This is a genomic window from Pseudomonas sp. R3-52-08 (assembly GCF_003851745.1).
Lineage (GTDB): Bacteria > Pseudomonadota > Gammaproteobacteria > Pseudomonadales > Pseudomonadaceae > Aquipseudomonas.
This window is the reverse complement of record NZ_CP027730.1, coordinates 1,192,116-1,214,192: the sequence shown is the minus strand read 5'-3', so window position 1 is coordinate 1,214,192 and position 22,077 is coordinate 1,192,116. Positions and strand designations below refer to the sequence as shown.

Below are 22,077 nucleotides of genomic sequence, written 5' to 3'. Positions count from 1 at the left end.
ATCAACAACAGCTAACAAAGCGTCACTTGCAGCCACACCCAATGTTCTGTACCAGCTAAGTTTTTGCCTACAAAACAACAGGAAAACACCTACAGTCAAAACCAGCTCACTCGGAAACGAAAAGCCCTTGCAGGCGCGAATTCAGAGACGGGACAAGTATTCGAGATAAACGCACAAACGTGCCTCGAACAGCTCCAGTTGCACCGAGTGGGAAGCAACATCGCCGGACTGGACCTGCTCGATCAATTGCGTGGCAGTGGACTCGAGGTCGCTGCCGCCCAGAAATACCAGGCTACCCACCAGGCGATGCAGGCGCTCGGCAGCCAGTGAGGCGTTCAGCGTTGAACGGGCGTGGCGCAAGACGCGATAGTCTTCCCAGGCTTCCACCAGCAGGCCTTCGAGCAGTTGATCGACGATCGCGTCGCTGCCAAACGTCGCGACAAGCGTGTCGCGGGTTGGCCAGCCAGGGGCTGGGGCAGTCTCCTGGCTAGCTTGCGGACCATCACTGCCAGGCAGCCAGTGCAGCAGCACGGCGTGCAGTTGTTCCAGGGTCAGTGGCTTGAGCAGCCAGGCGTCCATGCCCGCTTCGCGACAGCGCCGGGGGGTATCGCTTTGCAGATTGGCGGTCAAAGCAATGATCGGCACTCGCCTCAATCCGTCGTCGTGCTCATGCTGGCGAATGGCGCTGGCCATGCTGTAACCATCCATAAACGGCATCTGGCAATCGCAGATCACCAAATCAAAGGGCCGGCGGGTAAACGCCTCCAGCCCCATGAACCCATCGGCGGCCAACTCGTACCCCAGGCCCAGCTTTTGCAACATCCAGCCCAACAGCAGCCGGTAGGCTGAATGATCCTCCACCACCAGGATATTCATGTGCTGCCAATGAAGCGGGGGGACAACCGGCGGATCTGGTGTGCGGTTCGCTCCCGCGCTTGAACCTTGCGGCGAAACCATCACTACCTCTTCATAGCTATTGATCCAGCGGCAACCTGTGACACTGATGCAATCGCCATGAGGGCCCAGTGCAGGAATGATTGCCTAATCCTGTTGGGCGTTATCGGCCGGAAACAGATAACCTTTTGAGTGATTGAAAGCCGATACAACAACTACGAAAAAGCCACCATCCACTGGCAGCGCATTGGAGTGGCGGGCCATGCAGGCACTGTCGAAAGTGTCTGCCTTTAGACTTTCTCGCTGGTGACGTTTACGTAGCGTGCACGACCGGCGCCAAGGCCCGCGATAATCGCGCCGAGTCCGATCACGGCGAAGATCCAACCGATCGCCGCCCAACCGCCAGTCCAGTCATGCACCAGGCCGACCGCAAACGGGCCCATCGACGCGAGGGTGTAGCCAATGCCCTGGGCCATGCCTGACAGGTTGGCGGCGACATGGGAATCCCGGGAGCGCAGCACGATCAGGGTCAGCGCCAGGCTGAAGGTGCCGCCCTGCCCCAGGCCCAGCAGAATCGCCCAGCCCCACAGGCCATCGAGTGGCGCATACAGGCAACCGAACAGACCGCCGAGCGTCAGCAGCATCACCACCACGATTGCCAGGCGCTGGTCCTTGCCGCGTGTGGCCAGCCACGGCGCGGCCAGGGAACTGAACAACTGCAGGATGATCGAGCCCGACAGCGCCAGCCCGGCCTCGGTGGCGCTCAGGCCGCGACCGATCAGAATCGATGGCAACCAGCCGAACACGATGTAGGCCAGGGAGGATTGCAGGCCCATGTACACGGTGACCTGCCAGGCCAGCGGGTCGCGCAGCAAGCCCTTGACCCGGTAAGCCGCCTGATGGGCGCTGTGTTTCTGGCTCACCTGAGGCAACCAGAACAGCGCCGCCACCAGGGCCGGGACCATCCAGAAGCCCAGGCCGATGGCCCAACTGCCCGCGAAATAATGGCTCAAGGGCACGGTCGCGCCAGCAGCCAGGGCCGCGCCCAGGCACAGGGCCATGGAGTAGACACCGGTCATGGCGCCGGCCTGCCTGGCGAAATCACGCTTGACGATGCCCGGCAGCAACACACCGATGATGCCGATGCTCGCACCGGCCAGCAGGCTACCGGCGAACAGCCCGAATTCTCCGAGAGAACTGCGCAGGATGATGCCGCCGGCGAGTGTCAGCAGAATCCCCAGGACCACGCGCTCGGCGCCAAAACGCCGGGCCAGGATCGGCGCCAGCGGCGCGAACAGCCCCAGGCACAGCACCGGCAAGGTGGTCAGCAAACCGGCCCTGGCCCCCGACAAACCCAGGCTGGCGGACACTTCGCTGAGCAGCGGCGACAGGCTCGACAACGCCGGGCGCAGGTTCAACGCCACCAGGACCAGGCCGAGCAGCAACAGCCACGGCCGGCTGACCACCGGCTCGTGCTGCTGGACCAGCTCGTCGTCGGCTTCGGCATCGATCAGCAGCTCTTCCAGTTCGGTTGCACGTTGCTTGTTTGGGGTTTCAAGGTTCATTGATCAACTGCCGGCAGAGGGATTTGGCGCGTTCCGGGTCTTGGTGTTCCACGGCGTCGAGCAGGGCGATATGCAGGTCGAACACGGCCTGGCGACGCGGCGAGGAGTTTAGGATTTGGCGCAGTTGGGCGCCGACGATGCTCGAAAAATAAAGGTACAGCTCGCTCAGGGCCGGGTTGTGCGCCGCGTCCACCAAGCGTTGGTGGAACACCAGGTCGGCGCTGATGTAGGCCTCCAGTTCACCGTGATACAACGCGGCGCTGGCCTGGAGGGCTTGGCGTAGCGCGACGAGGTCGTCATCGCTACGGCGCAGCGCCGCGAGCCCGATGGCTTCCACTTCGAGGATCTGCCGCGTTTCCTGCGCCTGTTCCAGCGAGCAATGGGACAACGCACGCATCGCCCCCAGCGGGTCGGTCATCGAACGCAAATAGCTGCCATCGCCCTGGCGGATTTCGATCAAGCCGGAAAACGCCAATACACGCATGGCCTCTCGTACGGTGTTGCGGCTGATGCCCAGCTCGGCAGACAGCTCCGGTTCGGTGGGCAGGCGTTCGCCGATGGCCCATTTTCCTTCGGTGATGCGCCAGCGCAACTGCTCCAGGGCCTGGTCCACCAGGGAGCGTTTGATCAACGGGGCGATGTCTGTCATGAGCTTTACGCTTTCGTCCAATCATAGGATGAATTTTCCTACAGCCTATTCGGAGTTGCCTACAAAGGCAACGCACTAGGATTTTCAGGCAGGAAAAAGAACAGAATTTTCGATTGGTAAAATTACCCTCAGAGGGTAATTATTGGACTCAGGTGTCTTATGGAAAAGTACACACCTCATTACTCAAGGTCACTTACTGCTCTGGCAGTAACCCACCGGTGATCTCCTTCAAAGGGATGAACCCATGAAAACCCAACAATGCTGTATTTGCGGTGCCCCAGACGCCATGACACGCTTTGAAGGCCGCAGCGAAACTCTGCGCATAAAAGGCATGGAGCGGCGCATTGATGATCTTTCGGGCTGGGAATGCCAAGTTTGCGAGGACGGCATGTACGACCCCGACAGCAGCGAACGCCATGCCAAGGCAGGTGATGACCTGCTCCACGCCGCCCGGCGACTGATGGGCGTCGAACTGAAGCGTATTCGCCGCAAGCTGCATCTCACGCAAAAAGAAACCGTGCAATGGCTGTCCGGCGGTGGGCACAACGCTTTTTCACGCTACGAACGCGGCGAAATCACACCGCCAAAACCACTGATGGTGTTGATGCGTCTACTGGATCGTTACCCGCACTTGCTCACCGACGCCAAGGAACTGGCCGAGGGCGCAGACCTGCGCAACGCCTTTACCTACACCCTCAATAACGAAACGCCAGAAGCCCTCAAAGCCTCTTGATCCTCCAAACAATAAACCCGGCACCAAGGCCGGGTTTAGTGTTTAAGCATCATCCATCCATCAATGCAGAATCTGGCTCAAGAACAACTTGGTCCGATCATTCTGCGGGTTATCGAAGAAGTCGTTCGGCGCCGCCTGTTCCACAATCTCACCCTTGTCCATGAAGATCACGCGATTGGCCACGGTGCGGGCAAAACCCATTTCGTGGGTCACGCACAACATGGTCATGCCGTCTTCGGCGAGGCCGATCATGGTGTCCAGCACCTCTTTCACCATTTCCGGATCGAGGGCCGAGGTCGGCTCATCAAACAGCATGATTTTCGGCTTCATGCACAGCGCGCGTGCAATCGCCACGCGCTGTTGCTGGCCGCCGGACAGTTGCCCCGGAAACTTGTGCGCCTGCTCCGGAATGCGCACGCGCTCAAGGTAGTGCATGGCGATTTCTTCGGCCTTGCGCTTGGGCATCTTGCGCACCCACATCGGCGCCAGCGTGCAGTTCTGCAAGATGGTCAGGTGCGGGAACAGGTTGAAGTGCTGGAACACCATGCCGACTTCACGGCGGATCGCCTCGATCTGCTTGAGGTCGTTGGTCAATTCCACGCCATCGACCACGATGCGGCCCTGCTGGTGCTCTTCCAGACGGTTGAGGCAGCGGATGGTGGTGGACTTGCCCGAACCCGACGGGCCGCACAGCACGATACGCTCGCCCTGCTTGACGTTGAGGTTGATGTCTTTCAACACATGGAACTGGCCGTACCATTTGTTGACGCCCTGCATCTGGATAATGCCTTCAGGGCTCACAGGCTGTTTGATCGCTTCGCTCATCACATCAACTCCTAACGCTTGTGGCCTGTGTCGAGCTTGTGTTCCAAATGAATGGAATAGCGCGACATACCAAAACAGAAAATCCAGAACACCAGGGCGGCGAACACATAGCCTTCAGTGGCCATGCCCAGCCATTTGGGGTCGGCGGCGGCTTGCTTGACGCTGTTGAGCAGGTCGAAGAGGCCGATAATGATCACAAGGCTCGTGTCCTTGAACAACGCGATAAACGTGTTGACGATGCCGGGGATTACCATCTTCAAGGCTTGCGGCAGGATCACCAGGCCCATCGAACGCCAGTAACCCAGGCCCATCGCTGCGGCCGCTTCGTACTGGCCCTTGGGAATCGCCTGCAAACCACCGCGCACCACCTCAGCCACATAGGCCGACTGGAACAGGATCACGCCGATCAACGCCCGCAGCAGCTTGTCGATGCCCATGCCTTCGGGCAGGAACAACGGCAGCATCACCGAGGACATGAACAGCACGGTGATCAACGGCACGCCGCGCCAGAATTCGATGAAGGTCACGCAGACCACACGAATGGCCGGCATGTTCGAACGCCGTCCCAGCGCCAACATGATGCCCAGGGGCAAGGCGCCGGCGATGCCGACGGTGGCGATCACCAGGGTCAGCATCAGGCCGCCCCATTGGCTGGTCGCCACGTTGGTCAGGCCGAAGATCCCGCCATGCAGCAGGAAGAACGCGATGATCGGGTACAGCACCAGAAAGCTCAGGCCGTAGACCGCCTTGCGTTGAAAACGCGAGATGAACAACGGCGCCACGCCGACGATGGCCAGCCATACGGTGAGGTCCACGCGCCAGCGCAGGTCGCCGGGGTAGTAGCCGTACATGAACTGCCCGAAGCGCTGTTGGATGAACACCCAGCAGGCGCCCTCCTTGGTGCAATCGGCGCGCGTGGTGCCGACCCAGTTGGCGTCAATGATCGCCCAGCTCAGAATCGGCGGCACCACCAGGTAGATCAGGTAGAACGCCAACAAGGTCAGCAGGGTATTGAGCCAACTGGAAAACAGGTTGGCGCGCATCCATGCCATCGGCCCGAAGACTTTGCTCGGCGGCGGCATATCAGGTTTGAACGTATGCGAACTCATGCAGGTTTCCTCACCGCTCGATCAGCGCAATGCGCTTGTTGTACCAGTTCATCAGCAGGGAAATGCTGATGCTGATCGCCAGGTACACGCTCATGGTGATGGCAATGACTTCGATGGCCTGGCCGGTCTGGTTGAGCACCGTGCCGGCAAACAGCGAAACCATTTCCGGGTAACCGATACCGGCGGCCAGCGACGAGTTTTTCGCCAGGTTCAGGTATTGGCTGGTCAACGGCGGAATGATCACGCGCAACGCTTGCGGGATGATGACTTTGCGCAACGTCGGCCCGGGGCGCAGGCCCAGGGAACGCGCCGCTTCGGTCTGGCCGTGGCTGACGGACTTGATGCCCGAGCGCACGATCTCCGCGATAAACGCCGCGGTATAAACCGTCAGCGCCAGGGTCAGTGCCAGCAGTTCGGGAATCAACACCCAGCCGCCGACAAAGTTGAAGCCTTTGAGCTCCGGCATTTCCCAGTGCAGCGGCGCGCCGAAGATCAACGCACATAACGCCGGGATCACGATGAACAACGCCAGGCCCACCCAGAATTTATGGAAAGGTACGCCGGTCGCTTCAAAGCGCTTGTTGGCCCAGCGCGCCATCAGCACGATTGCCGCAATCGCCACCACGACGCTGACCACAAACGGCCAGAAACCGTCAGCGGCAAGCGCTGCGGGCATATTCAGGCCACGACTGCTGACAAAAAAGGTATCGCCGAAGTTATGGCTGTTACGCGGCCCCGGCATGGTCAGGAACACCGCGAAGTACCAGAACAGGATCTGCAGCAGCGGCGGGATGTTGCGGAACACTTCCACATACACCGTCGCCAGCTTGTTGATCATCCAGTTCGGCGACAGCCGCGCCACGCCAATGACGAACCCGAGCAGGGTCGCCAGGATCACGCCGATAAAGGTCACCAGCAGGGTGTTGAGCAAACCGATCACAAACACCCGGGCATAGCTGTCCGATTCGGTGTAGTCGATCAAATGCTGCGCGATGCCAAAGCCGGCACTGCGCTCAAGGAAGTCGAAACCCGAGGTAATACCCCGGTGCTGCAGGTTGGTCTGGGTGTTATTGAAGAGGTACCAGCCCAGCGAGACCACCGCCACTATCGTGATGATCTGGAAGAGCCACGCACGCACTTTGGGATCGCTGAAGCTGAGCTTCTGCTTGGGTGCGCCGATTTGATTTTGCATGAAGTGCCCCGCAAAGAATGGAACAGAACATCACCCGGCGGTTGGCCCACCGGGTGACAGAACCATCAGCGATCAGCGCACAGGAGGTGCGTATTGAATGCCGCCGGCGTTCCACAGGGCGTTCAGGCCACGGTCGATTTCCAGCGGGGTGCTCTTGCCCAGGTTGCGCTCGAACACTTCGCCGTAGTTACCGACTTGCTTGACGATCTGTACGACCCAGTCTTTCTTCACTTTCAGGTCTTTGCCGTATTCGCCGTCAGCACCGAGCAGACGCGCGACGTCCGGATTCTTGGTGGACTTGGCTTCAGCTTCGACGTTTTTCGACGTGATGCCGGCTTCTTCAGCGTTGAGCATGGCGTAGCCAACCCAGCGCACGATGGCCAGCCACTCGTCGTCGCCATTACGCACGACCGGGCCCAGCGGTTCCTTGGAAATGGTTTCCGGCAGAACCACGTAGTCCTTCGGCGCGGCCAGCTTGCTGCGCTGGGCGAACAGTTGGGACTTGTCGGAGGTCAGTACGTCGCAACGCCCGGATTCCAGCGACTTGGCGCTTTCATCGGAGGTGTCGAAGGTGATCGGAGTGTATTTGAGGTTGTTGCCACGGAAGTAGTCGGAAACGTTCAGCTCGGTGGTGGTACCGGCCTGGATGCAAATGGTTGCACCGTCCAGTTCCTTGGCGCTTTTCACGCCCAGCTTGTTGTTAACCAGGAAGCCAATGCCGTCGTAGTAGGTGATGAAGCCCGGGAATTTCAGGCCCATGCCCGCATCGCGGGAGCTGGTCATGGTGGTGTTGCGCGACAGGATATCGACTTCGCCCGATTGAAGCGCGGTGAAACGCTCCTTGGCGTTCAACTGGCTGAACTTGACCTTGGTTGCGTCACCGAAAACGGCGGCGGCCACGGCGCGGCACACGTCAGCGTCGATCCCGAGGATCTTGCCGCTGGCATCCGGCACCGAGAAACCCGGCAGGCCGTCACTCACGCCACATTGCACGAAGCCTTTCTTCTGCACGGCATCCAGGGTGGCGCCAGCTTGGGCAAAACCACTGACACCCAATACAGCGGCCGCGGTCACGATGGCCAGGGTGGATTTCAATACCTTCATTCAAACCTCCAGTTGCTCTTGTTGTGTCGGAGCTCCAACCTCAGCGCACCCTTATGAGGCGATATCGACCCGTGTTGGCTTTTTTTGGGGTCGAGCAGCATGAGATTTTTGCGGTAATTCCAGTTGCTTTCCCACAAGCGGCAGTCACTGATAGTGTTACCGCCCTAGGAGAGTTCTGACATCGACCTACACATAGCAAGGCCCGTACCAGAGTGCTGGCTGAGCCGCTGATGGCGATGTTCAATGGCAAAAGATTCACCCTTGCGACATTCTCTTAACAGATCAACCTGTCGCGCACCGTTCCGACGCACTCAATCGGAGCGCCCGCACAGCTATGGAGCAGACATGACCGAACCCTTGATACTTGAGCCCGCCAAACCCGCAGATGCCTGTGTTATCTGGCTGCATGGCCTGGGCGCCGATCGCTACGACTTCCTGCCGGTAGCCGAAATGCTGCAGCAAACTTTACTGACCACCCGCTTCGTTTTGCCCCAGGCGCCTACCCGTGCGGTGACGATCAATGGTGGCTACGAGATGCCGAGTTGGTACGACATCAGGGCCATGAGCCCAGCCCGCTCCATCAGCCTGGAAGAACTGGAAGCGTCGACCACAATGGTCACGGATTTGATCGAGGCGCAGAAGAGAACCGGGATAGACGCTTCGCGGGTTTTCCTGGCGGGCTTTTCCCAGGGCGGCGCAGTGGTTTTCCACACTGCGTTTAAACAATGGCAGGGCCCGCTGGGTGGCGTGATCGCCCTCTCCACTTATGCGCCGACCTTCGACGATGAGCTGGAATTATCCGCCAGCCAGCAACGCATCCCTGTCCTGTGTCTGCACGGCCAGTATGACGAGGTGGTGCAAAACGCCATGGGCCGCAGCGCCTACGAGCATTTAAAGCACCGTAGTGTCACCGTGACATGGCAGGAATACCCAATGGGCCACGAAGTGTTACCCGAAGAGATACGCGATATCGGCACCTGGCTGACCGAGCGCCTAAGCTGAAACCCGCGTTGATGTAGTTGTATGACAGACGCACTACGCCGCGCCCGATTCTTGCATTACACTGGCCGGCGTACATTCCTTAACCAATTAATGAGATGACCGTGCTCAAAGCACTCAAGAAGATGTTCGGCAAAAGCGAGGCTGAGCCGCTCGCGCCTGTTCCCAGTGCTCCCGCTCCCAAGCCCGGCAACCGCAATGATGCTAGGCAGCCCGAGCGGATCGCACCTGCCGCCGCACCGAAAACAGCCTCGGTGACACCGCCCGAACAGGCCGAGCCCGCAGAAATCCTCGCCGCGCCTGTCGCCAAACCACGCCGCGAACGCGCGCCCAAGCCGCCCGTGACGCCGTGGAAACTCGAAGACTTCGTCGTCGAGCCCCAGGAAGGTAAAACCCGCTTCCATGACTTCAACCTGGCCCCGGAACTGATGCACGCCATCCAGGACCTGGGCTTCCCGTACTGCACGCCGATCCAGGCGCAGGTGCTGGGCTTCACCCTCGCCGGCAAAGACGCTATCGGCCGTGCCCAGACCGGCACCGGCAAGACTGCCGCGTTCCTGATCTCGATCATCACCCAACTGTTGCAGACGCCGCCGCCGAAAGAGCGCTACATGGGCGAGCCGCGCGCGCTGATCATCGCCCCTACCCGGGAGCTGGTGGTGCAGATCGCCAAAGACGCTGCCGACTTGACCAAGTACACCGGCCTCAACGTGATGACGTTTGTCGGCGGCATGGACTTCGACAAACAGCTCAAGCACCTTGAGGCCCGTCATTGCGACATCCTCGTCGCGACGCCAGGCCGCCTGCTCGACTTCAACCAGCGCGGCGACGTGCACCTGGACATGGTCGAAGTGATGGTGCTGGACGAAGCCGACCGCATGCTCGACATGGGTTTCATCCCACAGGTGCGTCAGATCATTCGCCAGACCCCGCCAAAGGCCGAGCGCCAGACCCTGCTGTTCTCCGCGACCTTCACCGAAGACGTGATGAACCTCGCCAAGCAGTGGACCACCGACCCGTCCATCGTCGAGATCGAAGCACTCAACGTCGCCAGCGAAAACGTCGAGCAACACATCTACGCCGTCGCCGGTGCCGACAAGTACAAGCTGCTCTATAACCTGATCAACGACAACGGTTGGGAGCGGGTGATGGTATTTGCCAACCGCAAGGACGAAGTGCGCCGCATCGAAGAGCGCCTGGTGCGTGATGGCGTCAACGCCGCGCAACTGTCGGGCGACGTGCCGCAGCACAAGCGCATCAAGACCCTGGAAGGCTTTCGCGAAGGCAAGATCCGCGTGCTGGTGGCCACCGATGTGGCGGGCCGCGGGATCCACATCGACGGCATCAGCCACGTGATCAACTTCACCTTGCCGGAAATGCCGGACGACTATGTGCACCGCATTGGCCGGACCGGTCGTGCAGGCGCTGCCGGTGTGTCGATCAGCTTTGCCGGGGAAGATGATTCGTATCAACTGCCGTCGATCGAGGCGTTGCTGGGGCGCAAGATCAGCTGCGAGACGCCGCCGACGCACCTGCTGCGGGCAGTGGAGCGCAAGCGCCCTTAAGCTCAAATGCGGTAAACCATGTGGGAGCGCGGGTTACCTTGCAGCGTGCGGGCTTGACCGAGGCGATGTTGTCGCCCCGGCACCTGGATTGATTGCGCGCATGACGCACTGCTGGGTTAACCCTGATACAACGCCCCAATGATAGGCTCGCGAATGCGCGATGCCTCGTCTCTGAATGCCTGGTAGTAGCCAGCACTGCTGCTTGGCATATCGACCACCCGGCTAAACGTGGCTTGCGCTTGGGGCTGGGCCGAAGCGCCCCCACTGCTCGCCTCCGGTCGGGGTGTGGCTGGCGACTTGCTTCTACTTTCGATCGATCGGCCAAGGTTGGTAAATCTCAATACCGCCCGGGTACTCCCAAACATCTGACTAAATGGGGTGACGCCCCCTTTATCAGTGAACTTGTAGCTCAAGCCCAGCATGCGCTGGCGCGCCGCGAATAACGCACTGCCGATGGGAGTCTGCTTCAGGTTGCCAACACCGGAAAACTTTGCAGCAGCAGAGTTATAGGCCATGTGCGCCGAGGTATAAGCCCCCCCGACGCTCACGACCAACGAGGCAATTGAGAACACGAGGGACGCCCATCCTAGATTACGGATGTGGTGCGAACGGTCCCAGCCCATTGCTTTATCGACCTCGGCAATAGCCAGCCCCGCGACACCCAACGTCCCGCTGACAAGACCGAGTCCCGCTCCGATGGTGACCGCTGACTTGGAGGCGATGACCCACCCTGTTGCGGCAGCGGCAGCAACAACGGCAGCGGCAGCGGCAGTGGCAGCTGCTGCCATCCCGCCCAAAGCTGCTGCAGCGGTTGGCACCATCACCGCCGACGCCACTGCTGCCGTGGCTAGCCCCGCAGAAACTGACATTGCCACTGGCCCCGCTAGCGCTGCTGCAAGGCCGACAGCCCCAAACCCTAACGTTACCACCGACAGCACCAGTGCTACCCCGGTCAACGCCCACTTCAACCAACCAGGCCACATCCCACTGGGATCGAGCATGTTGATCGGGTTGCAGGCACAGTAGGCATAGCTATTGATCCCCCCCTCATCAAACGGGCTCAGTGGGTCAGGTTGCAAGAAAATCATCAGGTCAGGAGAGTAGACACGCAGGCCGTTGCCCAGATGGTAGAGATGGATCCCTGCATCCAGCCGTTGAGCATTGAACGCCGGCAGTTGCAGATCAGCCATGCTACGGACCTTGCCATCATCCAGCGGGACCTTCGTATCGCCATAGGGCGTGTAGTGTCGCCGCACATGGGCCTGACCTGGGGCCGATACACCGCGCACGCTACCGCTGGCATCATTCATATGCAGTTGCGGCCCGTCGACACCACCGCTGCGTGCCATCACTTCATCTGCGCCGTCGACGTAGCGGATCTTTTTGTTGCCTTCAACCAGAGTCTCTAGACGGTCGCCGGCGTATGCCAGCATTACCGGCGATTCACTGCCCCGGGACGCCAGTACCTGACGAGCCTCGGCATCGTATTGGTAGCTGTACTCGAGGGTATCGGCCTGCACGGCGGTCAACTGCTCAAAGCCATTGTAGGTATAGGCCTGACCCGCCGGACTTGCCTGCAAGTTGCCCGCCGCATCATACCTCAGGGTGACATCCTGCGCCGGGTGTGTACGGGTCAGACGCGTCAGTTGAGTGGGATCGGAACCGGTGAAATAACGCTCGCAGGTGTCTCGTGTGTTGTCGGCAAACGTCGTAATGACCTGAGTAATGTTATTGAGGCTGTCAAAGCTGAAATCCTGCCCGACAATGCCACGGCCCAGATGATCCTTGGGATGTTCAGGCCCCGTGCAGCAATAGGTCTTGAGCCGCAGGTAGGCGTCATAGGTGAAGGTCTCGCCGATCACCAGGCGTGAGCCAGCGTCCTTGAGTTCCCGTGTCGCCAACATACCGTTGAGGTGATACGTGCTGGACATAACCTGGAACAGCGCACCGTTCTGCTCAAAGCGACGCTCGGCTTCCCGGCCCAGTGAGTCATAGGACACTTTGGTAATGACTTGCGTGCTTTCATAAGCGGTGGTCAGGACATTCGGCCGGCCCAATGTATCGTAGGTCTGCTCAATGACCATGGCGCCAGTGGTCATCTTGGAGAACCGTCCGAACACATCGTACTGAAGCTGGCTGTGCTGGCCATCGGCGGCAGTTTGATGCAGCAGGCGCCCGCCTGGGGAATAACCATACTGCGAGGTCAGCACGTTGCCATTGGCGGTTTGAATATCCTTTTCAGGATGGCCGTGGGCATCCACAACGAACTCATGGATCAAGCCATTGGTCTCGGAACGTGTCATTGCACCGGTAACCGGGTCATGCCGGTAGGTGCTCACCGGATGGCCCGGCATCTCAATCCGAGTCGGCACATCCAACTCTTTGTCGTACGTGAGGGTTTGGCGAACCCCACGGGGGGAAACCATGGCGTTCGGCTCTATCCACTCAGGCTCGTACTCCCAGGTTGTGGCTTGCCCTGTTCCACGCGTCTGACTGGTCATCCGGCCGAGACTATCGTAAGTGCGGGCCCCCAACCGCTTGCTATCGACCGTAAAAGCACTGGCCAATTCACTGCTGGTGCCCCGGGTGTAATCAGTTTTACGCAGCCGATGAGGAGTGCCATCTGTCGGTTTTTGGAGGGTCGTCAGTACCCGATCAAATTCGTCATAGGTCAAGTCGGTGGACGTTTTATTGACGTCCACTACCGTCAGGCAGCGACCCAAGCCATCGTAGGTATACGACGCCACTTCCACTTTATTATTGTTGGCATCCAGGCGCTCCACCTTCATCGGTTGGTTATGCGTATTGAAATAGGTCAATAGGCGCTCACCGCCAACAACGCCTTCCTCCGTAAGATTGAGCCGCGGGTCATACTCGTCGATGACTACACGGCCATCGGCGTGGGTGACACGGCTGGCGTTGCCCCACTTGCTGTAGGAGTGGACACTGCGAAACACGCGTTGTCCGTCGCCCAGGTAGTCGATATTGACCACTTCCACGGTTTGCCCAAGCGCGTCATACCACCACGTTCCGGTGGCCCGTTCCTGGTCCTGGTTCGGGCCAATCAGTTGGGCTTCGGACACTTGGCGGCCAGCGCCGTCATAGTAGGTAATGGCCTTATTACCTTGTGCATCCGTGGTGATCAGATGGGCACGTTTGGTCTGCGTCGCAAAATGATAGGCGTAACCTCGACTGGCTTGCTGCGGTTTTCCACGGGAAACCGTTTCTTCCGTCAACCGGCCACTGACATCAAACGCCAGGTCCAAGGTGCTGCCGCCATCCCGCGTCATCGACAGCAACCGCCGATTAACCAGCGAAAGCGTCCTCTTCGCCTCAAGCCATTGCCCCTCGCGCCCCTTCAGGCGCCGGGTTTCCACAAGGTTGTCACCTGAGACGGTGTAACTGAAATCACTGACCAACGCCTGCCCGCCAATCGTACTGGTGCTGCTCTTAAGACGGCCAGCCAAAGCGACAGGCGTGTCGTAGTAGCTTTGCTGCATCGCAAACACACCGGCCTGGTTGCTTGACTGTTGGAGAACGAAGTAGCTACTGCCTGTCGGCGGCACACGGGTATGGGTGTACTCCGTGAGCCGTGCTGCCGGCGTGCCACCCTCCGGGACAAGACGCTCTTGCTTGACGTAGCGCACAAACAATCCACGCGGGTCGGCAGGGCATTTGCCGCTTTCGCCAGCCATGGGGTAATAGGTGTAGTCGACGCGAACCCCGGACGCCTCGGTACGGCTTAGCTCATTACCGTAGTCGTCGGTCTGGATGGCTACCGTCACCTCCCTTGCGGTACCACCTGCCACCAGTTCGTAACGCGTGGTAATGGACTTGGGTAGCTGGAGATTGGGCGGCTGTGCGGGAAACAGGCCAGGTACTTCGTTATAAGCAATGGTCTGGGTGGTTCGAGTCCCTTCGCGCAGGACCCGCTCTTCGGTCATCAAGTGAAATTTGTTGTAGGTGGTGCGGGTAACGCTCAGTACCGCATTGTTGGATGCAGCATCAATACAGGTTTCGTCTGTCCAGTATGAATAGGCACCACTCACCAGGTATAAATTGTCTTCTCCTTCGCGAAAGCCACCAGAAAAAGGATAACCGGTAAAATTCGTGCTGGGGCTGTAGTCATAAGTGCGGGTCATCATCGGCTGGTTGCTGGCGGGTATGTGCTCCCACTGTTCAACCCTTGGAATATATTGGCTGTTACTGTAGGCGTGCCCGTTCTCGGCATAGGTAATCCGCTCCTCGCCTCCCATCGGTGAGCGCACATTGTTCATGGCCATCAGGCCATTGCGAAATACAGTGTAGATAAACGCAAAACTCGCGCTACCGACAGTACCATTGCGATCATAGGGCGCTGTAACCTCCGTCAGACGATCATTGTCATACGTAAACCGGACGCGTGCATAACGACCACCATCGACCCGGGTATCGACCATCGACAATCTGTTACTCGAGTAGGTCAATATCAGCAACTCATTGCCATTTTGATCCAGAATACGCTCAAGGAATTCACCCAAGTCGTAACAAAAACGCAAGCTCTCGCCGTTTTCAAATTGTATGGTATTGATGCGATAGGGCACGTTGCTGGCATGACGCTTCAAAATCTCAATCGTGCCATCTTTGTAGATCACATGAAGCGTTTCGGCGTCCGGTCGCTTGACCACCAGGTCTTTGAGTTTGTAATCCTTGATCACCAATGTCTCGCCCACGGGAGGCAGGCTCTGGGTTTGAAACTGTTCGCCATCAAGCAACGAGAGCCTGGAACGGTTGACATCAAACTCGGTATTACTCATATGCCAACCCGTGCCATAACGCCCGCTTTCGGAGTTGAGCATGGAGAACAATAGACTGACGTCCCGGCTCACCTCCAAGGGTCCCTGTGGCGATAACGTCGCCAGTCGAATCTGACAAGTGTACTGGCCAGTACGTGGATCAACCGAGCCTGCTAAATAGGATTGGAAATTAAAGGCATTAGAGTAGACGTTCATAAAACACCTCTCACGCTTAATAAACTCAGCGCACTGACTTAAGTCATGTACCTAGAAAGAGCCAGCTTAACCTGAGAGCGCATCACCGGCATCGCAGATCAAAAATCTTTCAATAAAATACGCGTCCCGTTTTCGTGCATCTCGAGTCGATACACATGCTCACACCCATGGTTATCCCATAGACGCCAAGGAGTATGTGTATCACCAGTAGTAAATGTAGTATTTTTCACCTGCAGTCGTACAGCACGCATCATCGTATTGTGTTTGTTAAACGGTATATATGGGTTTGTTCCATCTCCGCCCCCATAAATATGCCTATGAACATCCTTCATTCGGATCCTCAGCTCAGGACTATCTTTAGTGACCAGAACTCCTGCCTTAAGGTAGCGTTTTACAGCACTATGATATGTCGACCAACACGTTGTAAAGTAATCACCCTCGTTATCCATTGATAAAGGTCTATCAAGACCTTTATTGACAAGGAACCGCAACGTGGATGGCAACAACCAGTAGTAAATATCACAATCAGCAATTTCATCATTGTAAGCATCCAGATCGGGAAATGAAATCAACTCAGCAGCTTTTACTGTATAGGGCCTTGTAGGGGTAATAGTCACATACTCTCCGCCACTGGAGTGGTACGTTGTATAGACCTTTCCATCGACGACTATCCGTGCCATAAACCGCATCGGTTCAATCGGACGACTTGGATCGACGCGCATATATCGATCAATTATTTCAACCAGAGGCCCAGGCCCTGCGTAATCCATGCCGGCAAGTTTCTCAGGATCGTTTTTTTCCGAACCTCGGGTCCAAAGACCCGAATCATAAATATTCTTTGACGTATCACAGCTCCAACCCGACGGAAGTGCTTGACCATCATTCACAGAATAAAGTGTTACTGTTGCACTGTTACACTCTGCTCGAGTCAAGGGTACGGCTCGCCAAGTACCATCCGGCAGATATTCCTCCTTAGTAGCCTCAATCAAAACCTTACATTGATGGCGACCATTGGCATAAAGGGCATTACTGGTGGGGAGACCATCGGGAAATATAATTTTGAAATTTCTAATATTAGTTTCAGGCCGAAACTCATAATCCTCCAAACGCAAAAAGTAATCAGCATTCGGCACCAGGGAGAAACGGTGAATATTTCCAAAATTGTCCATCAAGCTCCATGCGCTATTCGAATCGCGTGTAACGTCAACTTTCAAAGCGAGAGAGCGTACAAGTATAGCTCTCATAATTGTCGGCCGGATATCAACCGGGACATGATAATTGTAAACCGGATAACCATAAGGCTTAAACACATCCTCCCGCATAACGGGTGATTTTTCCTTATTAACAACTACACCACCCTTATGGGGAGTGCCATCACCCTGCTTAGCATAAGCGTAGCTCGTCTGAAAGTGATCGCCTTCGTACTGCATATTCAACGGCCTATCAAGACCTTCTTGTGCAACAAATACTACTCCTGCCGGAGGCGTCCAGTAGTATACCGTCGCATAAAAATCTGGTGCCGAAACTGCATTATGTCTATATTCAATCAAGTCACTCACAGAAAGTCTAAATGGCATTATTGGCTGAAGGGTAACCGAAGAATCAAAGCAGCTATTCTCCGCCGACAATCGGGTTGTATAAACCTGACTATCCACAACCATATACGCTACAAAAGTGACCGCATCCAAGGGCCCTTCTTGCGAACTGAACCGCAGATAACGAGAAACCCTCTGAACCACGGTACCTGGATTATAAGCATCAGGTTCCGAACCCACTTTTTGTTCACGCTCCCACAATCCTTCGCTATAAATATTTTTTTTATCATCACACCGCCAACCACTAGGTAGCGACTGCCCATCGTCTGAAAAAAATGGAGCCACTCTCACGCTCGCAATTTCCTCATTAGTTAACTCGGTACGTTGCCACACCCCAGCGTTGATTTGACATTCCTTTATGACTTCAACAACAACCTCACTTTGATGCCGTCCATTAGCATAAAGTTTATTGGTAAACTCCGAGCCATCCGGGCATGTAACCCTGAAATGGGAAAGTCTGGACAGTTTAGTTGTCTCAGCCATCTTCTTTCTCCCTGGTATTTTCAACTGCTATGAAATACAACCGGAGGCATAATTACTCAACCCAGGCTGGTTGCTCCTAAAGAAAAAACCTATGCCGACAAGAGTAATTAAGTCTTAAAAGAAAATGACGAACAACTGTCAGATTTGACAGTTATGCAGAACCCTTTGGCCTAAGCCTGAGTGTTTTATAGCCTAAATAGAGTTAACAGTTGACGATGTTCACCCCTACCAACGATCCGCCGCCACATGATCACTGTCCCGCCCTTCCACCCAGCGCGGCCCTTCACTGGTGTTTTCCTTTTTCCAGAACGGCGCGCGGGTCTTCAGGTAGTCCATCACAAATGCACAGGCGTCGAACGCGGCCTGGCGGTGGGCACTGGCGGCGGCTACAAAGACAATGGGCTCGCCGGGTTCCAGGGCACCGATGCGGTGCAGCACCTCCAATTTGAGCAGCGGCCAGCGTTGCTCGGCCTCGACGGCGATCTTGGCCAGTGCCTTTTCGGTCATGCCGGGATAATGCTCCAGGAACATCCCCGCCACTTCGCGGCCATCATTGAAATCGCGCACATAGCCGACAAAGCTCACCACCGCGCCCACGCCCACATTGGCCGCATGCATCGCGTTGACTTCGGCGCCCGGATCAAAGGCTTCGACCTGCACACGAATGGCCATGTTCAGCCTCCGGTCACGGGCGGGAAAAACGCGATTTCGTCACCGGCCTCGACCGGCTCGTCGAGATTGCACAGCTCTTCGTTGCGCGCACACATCAGACTCGCCTCGTTGAGTACTGCGAACTCCAGGTCAGCGGCCAGTGCCAGGCGCACGGCATCAACGGTGGCAAACTCACCTTCCATTTCCAACGAATCAAAGCCCACCGCTTCGGCATATCGCGCAAAAAACAGTACGTTGATACTCATTGCTGGTCCGCCTTGAAATGCCCGCTTTTACCGCCAAGCTTTTCCAGCAGGCGAATACTTTCGATGGTCATGCCCCGGTCCACGGCCTTGCACATGTCGTAGATCGTCAGCGCTGCGACGCTGGCGGCGGTCAGCGCCTCCATCTCCACGCCGGTCTGGCCGGAGAGCTTGCAGCGCGCCAGGATGTACACGGCGTCGGCACCGTCGGCACGCAGTTCGACCTTGACGCCGGTAAGCATCAGCGGGTGGCACAGAGGGATCAGGTCACTGGTTTTCTTTGCCGCCTGGATCCCGGCGATGCGGGCCACGGCGAACACGTCGCCCTTGGGATGGGCGCCGTCGACAATCATTTGCAGGGTGCCCGGCAACATGCGCACCCGCGCTTCGGCCACCGCTTCACGGAACGTCACGGCTTTGTCGGTGACGTCGACCATATGGGCGCGACCTTGGGAATCTAGATGAGTCAGCACAGAGCCTCCTTGAGGCAGCAAAAAAGCTACAAGCTGCAAGCGGCAAGTGAAAAGCTCACTGGACCAACTTGCAGCTTGTAGCTTAAAGCTTGCTACTCAGAGATGCGACTCTGCGTATTCGGCCAGGATCGAACGTGGCACCCCTTGCAGCGCGATGTGCACGCCGTTCGGGAAGTCTTTGAAGCGTTCCGTCAGGTAGGTCAGCCCGGAGCTGGTCGCGGACAGGTAAGGGGTGTCGATCTGCGCCAGGTTGCCCAGGCACACCACTTTGGAACCAGCGCCGGCACGGGTGATGATGGTTTTCATCTGGTGCGGGGTGAGGTTCTGGCATTCATCGATCAAAATCAGGCTCTGCTGGAAGCTGCGGCCTCGGATGTAGTTGAGGGATTTGAACTGCAACGGCACTTTGCTGAGGATGTAGTCGACGCTGCCATGGGTGTTTTCGTCGTCCATGTGCAAGGCTTCGAGGTTGTCGGTGATCGCCCCCAGCCATGGCTCCATTTTTTCTGCTTCGGTGCCGGGCAGGAAACCGATTTCCTGGTCCAGGCCCTGCACGCTACGGGTGGCGATGATGCGGCGATAGCGCTTGGTCACCATGGTCTGTTCGATAGCAGCGGCCAGGGCCAAGATGGTTTTGCCCGAGCCGGCGGCGCCGGTCAGGTTGACCAGATGGATGTCCGGGTCGAGCAGCGCGTACAGCGCCAGGCTCTGGTAGATATCGCGCGGTTTCAGGCCCCAGGCTTCCTGGTGCAACAGGGGTTCCTGATGCAGGTCGAGGATCAGCAGCTTGTCGACCTGGATCTCTTTGATCCAGCCCACGAAGCCCTGCTCGTCGACGATGAATTCATTGATATGCACGGCCGGCAGGTTGTCGATCAACTGCACCTGGTGCCAGGTGCGGCCATGGTCCTGGCGGGTCTCGACCTTGCTGACGCGGTCCCAGAACGAGCCGGTCATCATGTGATAACCGCGCGACAACATCGACACGTCGTCAACCAGTTGGTCGGTGCTGTAGTCCTCGGCCGCGATCCCACACGCTCGGGCCTTGAGGCGCATATTGATGTCTTTGGTCACCAGCACCACACGCAGGTCCTTGTCGCGCGCATGCAGGTCGATCAATTGGTTGATGATCTTGTTGTCGTTGAGGTTTTCCGGCAGCAGGCTGTTGGGCTCGTTGCGCTTGCTCATCAGGATCGACAGCAAACCCTTGGGCCCGCTTTTGCCGCGCTGGATCGGTACGCCGACTTCAACGTCCTCGGGCGAGGCTTCACCCAGGGTCTTGTCGATCAGGCGGATGGCCTGGCGGCATTCGGCGGCGACGCTGTGATGGCCGCTTTTGAGTTTGTCGAGTTCCTCCAGCACGATCATCGGGATGGCGACATGGTGTTCTTCAAAATTAAGCAGTGCGTTTGGATCGTGAATCAGTACGTTGGTATCAAGCACATAAAGGATTGGCTGGTCGGAAGAAGGGGTGCGTCCATGATCATCCATACTCGGTCACCTTTGTGGGAGCCAGTCGACGCAATACCTGGGCGGTGCTGCGCCTCGATTCGACCACCGACCGCAGCTTGAGTGACGTCAAGTGCGGTGCCCACATGAGGAGTCTTGGAAGACGCCACCTGTGTTGCAGGGTTCGGCGATCTGACTTCGTAATACCGCAAAACCCATGACAGGAAAAAGCACTTTGACGCTTTTTTGAAGTTTATTTTTCAGGATGACGAATAGCACTAGCCGAGCGCCAGGCAGGCCGTTAAAGTCGGAAGTCCGCCTGCTGCGAAATGTCGCAGCAAATCACCCCGAAAATGCCTCTCACCCAGCAGGGCCGGGCATTTTCAGCGAAACGCCTCGCGGCAGTCCTGCCAACCCAGGCCACTTTGCGCCGTTGCCTGCAACAGCAGCGGCAATGCCACTCGCGCCTTGTCCTGGGTGTCGTGAAACACAATCACCCCTTTGCGCCACAACAGCATCAGCGTCAGCACCCGTTGCGCCGATTCCTCGGCCTTGAGCTTGCCCGGATCGTCCTGGGAGTCGATGTCCCACAACGCCACCTGCAGACCTTGCGCCTGAAAGAACCCCTGGCTGTCCGCACGGCGCTGCCCGTAAGGCGGCCGGAACAGCGGCACATAGTTTTCCGGCAGCAGGTTCTGCACCAACGATGCGCTGCGGATGATCGAGTCTTGCCAGTCGACCCAATGGCTGTGGGAGCGATATTGCCAGCCCTGGCTGCCCACGCACTGCCCCTGGTACAGCGCCTGCACATCGGCCGCCGAGCTGCGCTCCACACGGGCCTGCAGGCTGCTGCCGAGGGCGAAGAACGTAGCGTTCATCTTTTGCTGGCGCAGGTAGTCGGCGAGCCAGTCGGTATTGCCGCCGACCGGTGCCGGCCCGCCGTCGAAGGTCAGCAGGAACATCCGGTCATTAAGCTCGTCACCATTGCGTTCATGATCACCGAAGCGCGCGACTTCGCTGCTGATCTGCGGCAACAACGCGGCCTTGCGCAGCAGTTCGTCCAGATAGCGCCCATGGAACTGCCGGCTGGGGGCGGCCCAGCCTATATAGAAAGAGTTGTCACTGACCTCGAATTTGCCGGCCTGCTCGCGCAGATCGTCCATGTTTTCCACCAGGTAGCAGAACGAGGCGTCTTGCTCACAGCTCTGCTGGGCAAACGTGTAGTTCTCCAGCAAACGTTGCCAGAGCTGGCGGCGCAGGTCGTCGATGGCCGCCGGGTTGATGATCTTAAGCCCCAGGCGTTGCTTGAGCGCGGTTTCATCCTGGGCTTCGCTGAGGATCAAGCCATGGGCAAACATCAGGATTTCCGCACGCGAGGCGACGTCGAACAGCGCCGGGCTGCTGAGTTTTTCCGGCCAAGTGGCGCGGTCGAGGCTGGCAACGTCAACGGGCGCGGCCTGCACATTCAGGCACCACAGGCACGCCGTCACAAAAAGCGCTAATCGCACTTGGGGTCTCCCTCTCCAGAGTTGCCGGC

At 57.8% G+C, this 22,077-nt stretch carries 17 protein-coding genes; 3 read left to right on the top strand and 14 right to left on the bottom strand.

Annotated elements, in window-relative coordinates:
- Positions 1–141 precede the first annotated feature (141 nt).
- The 3 genes from C4J91_RS05505 to C4J91_RS05495 form a co-directional block, all read right to left on the bottom strand.
- The gene (locus C4J91_RS05505; RefSeq protein WP_256681664.1) at positions 142–876 is read right to left on the bottom strand and encodes a response regulator; all 735 of its coding nucleotides are present in this window, start codon (positions 874–876) and stop codon (positions 142–144) included.
- A 308-nt stretch (positions 877–1,184) separates the two neighbouring features.
- The gene (locus C4J91_RS05500) at positions 1,185–2,459 is read right to left on the bottom strand and encodes a CynX/NimT family MFS transporter (protein ID WP_124361409.1); all 1,275 of its coding nucleotides are present in this window, start codon (positions 2,457–2,459) and stop codon (positions 1,185–1,187) included.
- Complete coding sequence (locus C4J91_RS05495) at positions 2,449–3,108, bottom strand: FadR/GntR family transcriptional regulator (RefSeq protein ID WP_124361408.1); 660 nt, start codon at positions 3,106–3,108, stop codon at positions 2,449–2,451. Before C4J91_RS05495 ends, C4J91_RS05500 begins: the two co-directional genes overlap by 11 nt.
- A 244-nt stretch (positions 3,109–3,352) precedes the next feature.
- Here C4J91_RS05495 and C4J91_RS05490 point away from each other — a divergent pair, with 244 nt between their 5' ends.
- On the top strand, positions 3,353–3,841 hold the full coding sequence (locus C4J91_RS05490; protein WP_124361407.1) for a type II toxin-antitoxin system MqsA family antitoxin: 489 nt from the start codon (positions 3,353–3,355) through the stop codon (positions 3,839–3,841).
- A gap of 60 nt (positions 3,842–3,901) precedes the next feature.
- Here C4J91_RS05490 and C4J91_RS05485 read toward each other — a convergent pair whose 3' ends face one another.
- The 4 genes from C4J91_RS05485 to C4J91_RS05470 all read right to left on the bottom strand — a co-directional run bounded on the left by C4J91_RS05485 (position 3,902) and on the right by C4J91_RS05470 (position 8,071).
- Positions 3,902–4,666 carry an amino acid ABC transporter ATP-binding protein gene (locus C4J91_RS05485; protein ID WP_003171943.1) on the bottom strand — a complete coding sequence of 255 codons (765 nt, stop codon included), beginning with the start codon at positions 4,664–4,666 and terminating at the stop codon, positions 3,902–3,904.
- A gap of 11 nt (positions 4,667–4,677) precedes the next feature.
- Entirely contained in the window at positions 4,678–5,775 is a 1,098-nt protein-coding gene (locus C4J91_RS05480; RefSeq protein WP_124361406.1) for an amino acid ABC transporter permease, read from the bottom strand.
- Positions 5,776–5,785: 10 nt separating this feature from the next.
- Entirely contained in the window at positions 5,786–6,967 is a 1,182-nt protein-coding gene (locus C4J91_RS05475; protein WP_124361405.1) for an amino acid ABC transporter permease, read from the bottom strand.
- Positions 6,968–7,039: 72 nt separating this feature from the next.
- Positions 7,040–8,071 carry an amino acid ABC transporter substrate-binding protein gene (locus C4J91_RS05470; protein WP_048723770.1) on the bottom strand — a complete coding sequence of 344 codons (1,032 nt, stop codon included), beginning with the start codon at positions 8,069–8,071 and terminating at the stop codon, positions 7,040–7,042.
- A 345-nt stretch (positions 8,072–8,416) separates the two neighbouring features.
- Here C4J91_RS05470 and C4J91_RS05465 point away from each other — a divergent pair, with 345 nt between their 5' ends.
- Both C4J91_RS05465 and rhlB read left to right on the top strand, forming a co-directional pair.
- The gene (locus C4J91_RS05465; protein WP_124361404.1) at positions 8,417–9,073 is read left to right on the top strand and encodes an alpha/beta hydrolase; all 657 of its coding nucleotides are present in this window, start codon (positions 8,417–8,419) and stop codon (positions 9,071–9,073) included.
- A gap of 95 nt (positions 9,074–9,168) precedes the next feature.
- Positions 9,169–10,635: an ATP-dependent RNA helicase RhlB gene (gene rhlB, locus C4J91_RS05460; protein ID WP_124361403.1), complete on the top strand. Its 1,467-nt coding sequence runs from the start codon at positions 9,169–9,171 to the stop codon at positions 10,633–10,635.
- Between the two features lie 116 nt (positions 10,636–10,751).
- Here rhlB and C4J91_RS05455 read toward each other — a convergent pair whose 3' ends face one another.
- From C4J91_RS05455 to C4J91_RS05425, 7 genes are all read right to left on the bottom strand, one after another.
- Complete coding sequence (locus C4J91_RS05455) at positions 10,752–15,626, bottom strand: RHS repeat domain-containing protein (protein WP_124361402.1); 4,875 nt, start codon at positions 15,624–15,626, stop codon at positions 10,752–10,754.
- A 98-nt stretch (positions 15,627–15,724) separates the two neighbouring features.
- Positions 15,725–17,704 carry a hypothetical protein gene (locus C4J91_RS05450; RefSeq protein ID WP_124361401.1) on the bottom strand — a complete coding sequence of 660 codons (1,980 nt, stop codon included), beginning with the start codon at positions 17,702–17,704 and terminating at the stop codon, positions 15,725–15,727.
- A 225-nt stretch (positions 17,705–17,929) separates the two neighbouring features.
- Entirely contained in the window at positions 17,930–18,376 is a 447-nt protein-coding gene (gene moaE / locus C4J91_RS05445) for a molybdopterin synthase catalytic subunit MoaE (RefSeq protein WP_124361400.1), read from the bottom strand.
- 2 nt (positions 18,377–18,378) lie between these two features.
- Complete coding sequence (moaD, locus tag C4J91_RS05440; RefSeq protein WP_124361399.1) at positions 18,379–18,621, bottom strand: molybdopterin converting factor subunit 1; 243 nt, start codon at positions 18,619–18,621, stop codon at positions 18,379–18,381.
- On the bottom strand, positions 18,618–19,091 hold the full coding sequence (gene moaC / locus C4J91_RS05435) for a cyclic pyranopterin monophosphate synthase MoaC (protein WP_124361398.1): 474 nt from the start codon (positions 19,089–19,091) through the stop codon (positions 18,618–18,620). The genes moaD and moaC overlap by 4 nt, the downstream gene beginning before the upstream one ends.
- A 96-nt stretch (positions 19,092–19,187) precedes the next feature.
- Positions 19,188–20,582 (bottom strand): PhoH family protein, encoded by a 1,395-nt coding sequence (locus C4J91_RS05430; RefSeq protein WP_057724660.1) that lies wholly within the window; start codon positions 20,580–20,582, stop codon positions 19,188–19,190.
- Between the two features lie 341 nt (positions 20,583–20,923).
- Positions 20,924–22,048, bottom strand: a complete 1,125-nt coding sequence (locus tag C4J91_RS05425) for a polysaccharide deacetylase family protein (protein WP_124361397.1) — start codon at positions 22,046–22,048, stop codon at positions 20,924–20,926.
- Positions 22,049–22,077 lie beyond the last annotated feature (29 nt).

What these genes read in the sequence shown, in the direction of transcription:
- C4J91_RS05490 (WP_124361407.1), top strand. Translation starts at nt 3,353, where the DNA reads ATGAAAACCCAACAATGCTGTATTTGCGGTGCCCCAGACGCCATGACA.
- moaE (WP_124361400.1), bottom strand. Translation starts at nt 18,376, where the DNA reads ATGGCCATTCGTGTGCAGGTCGAAGCCTTTGATCCGGGCGCCGAAGTC.
- C4J91_RS05500 (WP_124361409.1), bottom strand. Translation starts at nt 2,459, where the DNA reads ATGAACCTTGAAACCCCAAACAAGCAACGTGCAACCGAACTGGAAGAG.
- rhlB (WP_124361403.1), top strand. Translation starts at nt 9,169, where the DNA reads ATGACCGTGCTCAAAGCACTCAAGAAGATGTTCGGCAAAAGCGAGGCT.
- moaD (WP_124361399.1), bottom strand. Translation starts at nt 18,621, where the DNA reads ATGAGTATCAACGTACTGTTTTTTGCGCGATATGCCGAAGCGGTGGGC.
- C4J91_RS05480 (WP_124361406.1), bottom strand. Translation starts at nt 5,775, where the DNA reads ATGAGTTCGCATACGTTCAAACCTGATATGCCGCCGCCGAGCAAAGTC.
- C4J91_RS05470 (WP_048723770.1), bottom strand. Translation starts at nt 8,071, where the DNA reads ATGAAGGTATTGAAATCCACCCTGGCCATCGTGACCGCGGCCGCTGTA.
- C4J91_RS05505 (WP_256681664.1), bottom strand. Translation starts at nt 876, where the DNA reads ATGAATATCCTGGTGGTGGAGGATCATTCAGCCTACCGGCTGCTGTTG.
- C4J91_RS05475 (WP_124361405.1), bottom strand. Translation starts at nt 6,967, where the DNA reads ATGCAAAATCAAATCGGCGCACCCAAGCAGAAGCTCAGCTTCAGCGAT.
- C4J91_RS05455 (WP_124361402.1), bottom strand. Translation starts at nt 15,626, where the DNA reads ATGAACGTCTACTCTAATGCCTTTAATTTCCAATCCTATTTAGCAGGC.
- C4J91_RS05450 (WP_124361401.1), bottom strand. Translation starts at nt 17,704, where the DNA reads ATGGCTGAGACAACTAAACTGTCCAGACTTTCCCATTTCAGGGTTACA.
- C4J91_RS05430 (WP_057724660.1), bottom strand. Translation starts at nt 20,582, where the DNA reads ATGGATGATCATGGACGCACCCCTTCTTCCGACCAGCCAATCCTTTAT.
- C4J91_RS05465 (WP_124361404.1), top strand. Translation starts at nt 8,417, where the DNA reads ATGACCGAACCCTTGATACTTGAGCCCGCCAAACCCGCAGATGCCTGT.
- C4J91_RS05495 (WP_124361408.1), bottom strand. Translation starts at nt 3,108, where the DNA reads ATGACAGACATCGCCCCGTTGATCAAACGCTCCCTGGTGGACCAGGCC.
- C4J91_RS05485 (WP_003171943.1), bottom strand. Translation starts at nt 4,666, where the DNA reads ATGAGCGAAGCGATCAAACAGCCTGTGAGCCCTGAAGGCATTATCCAG.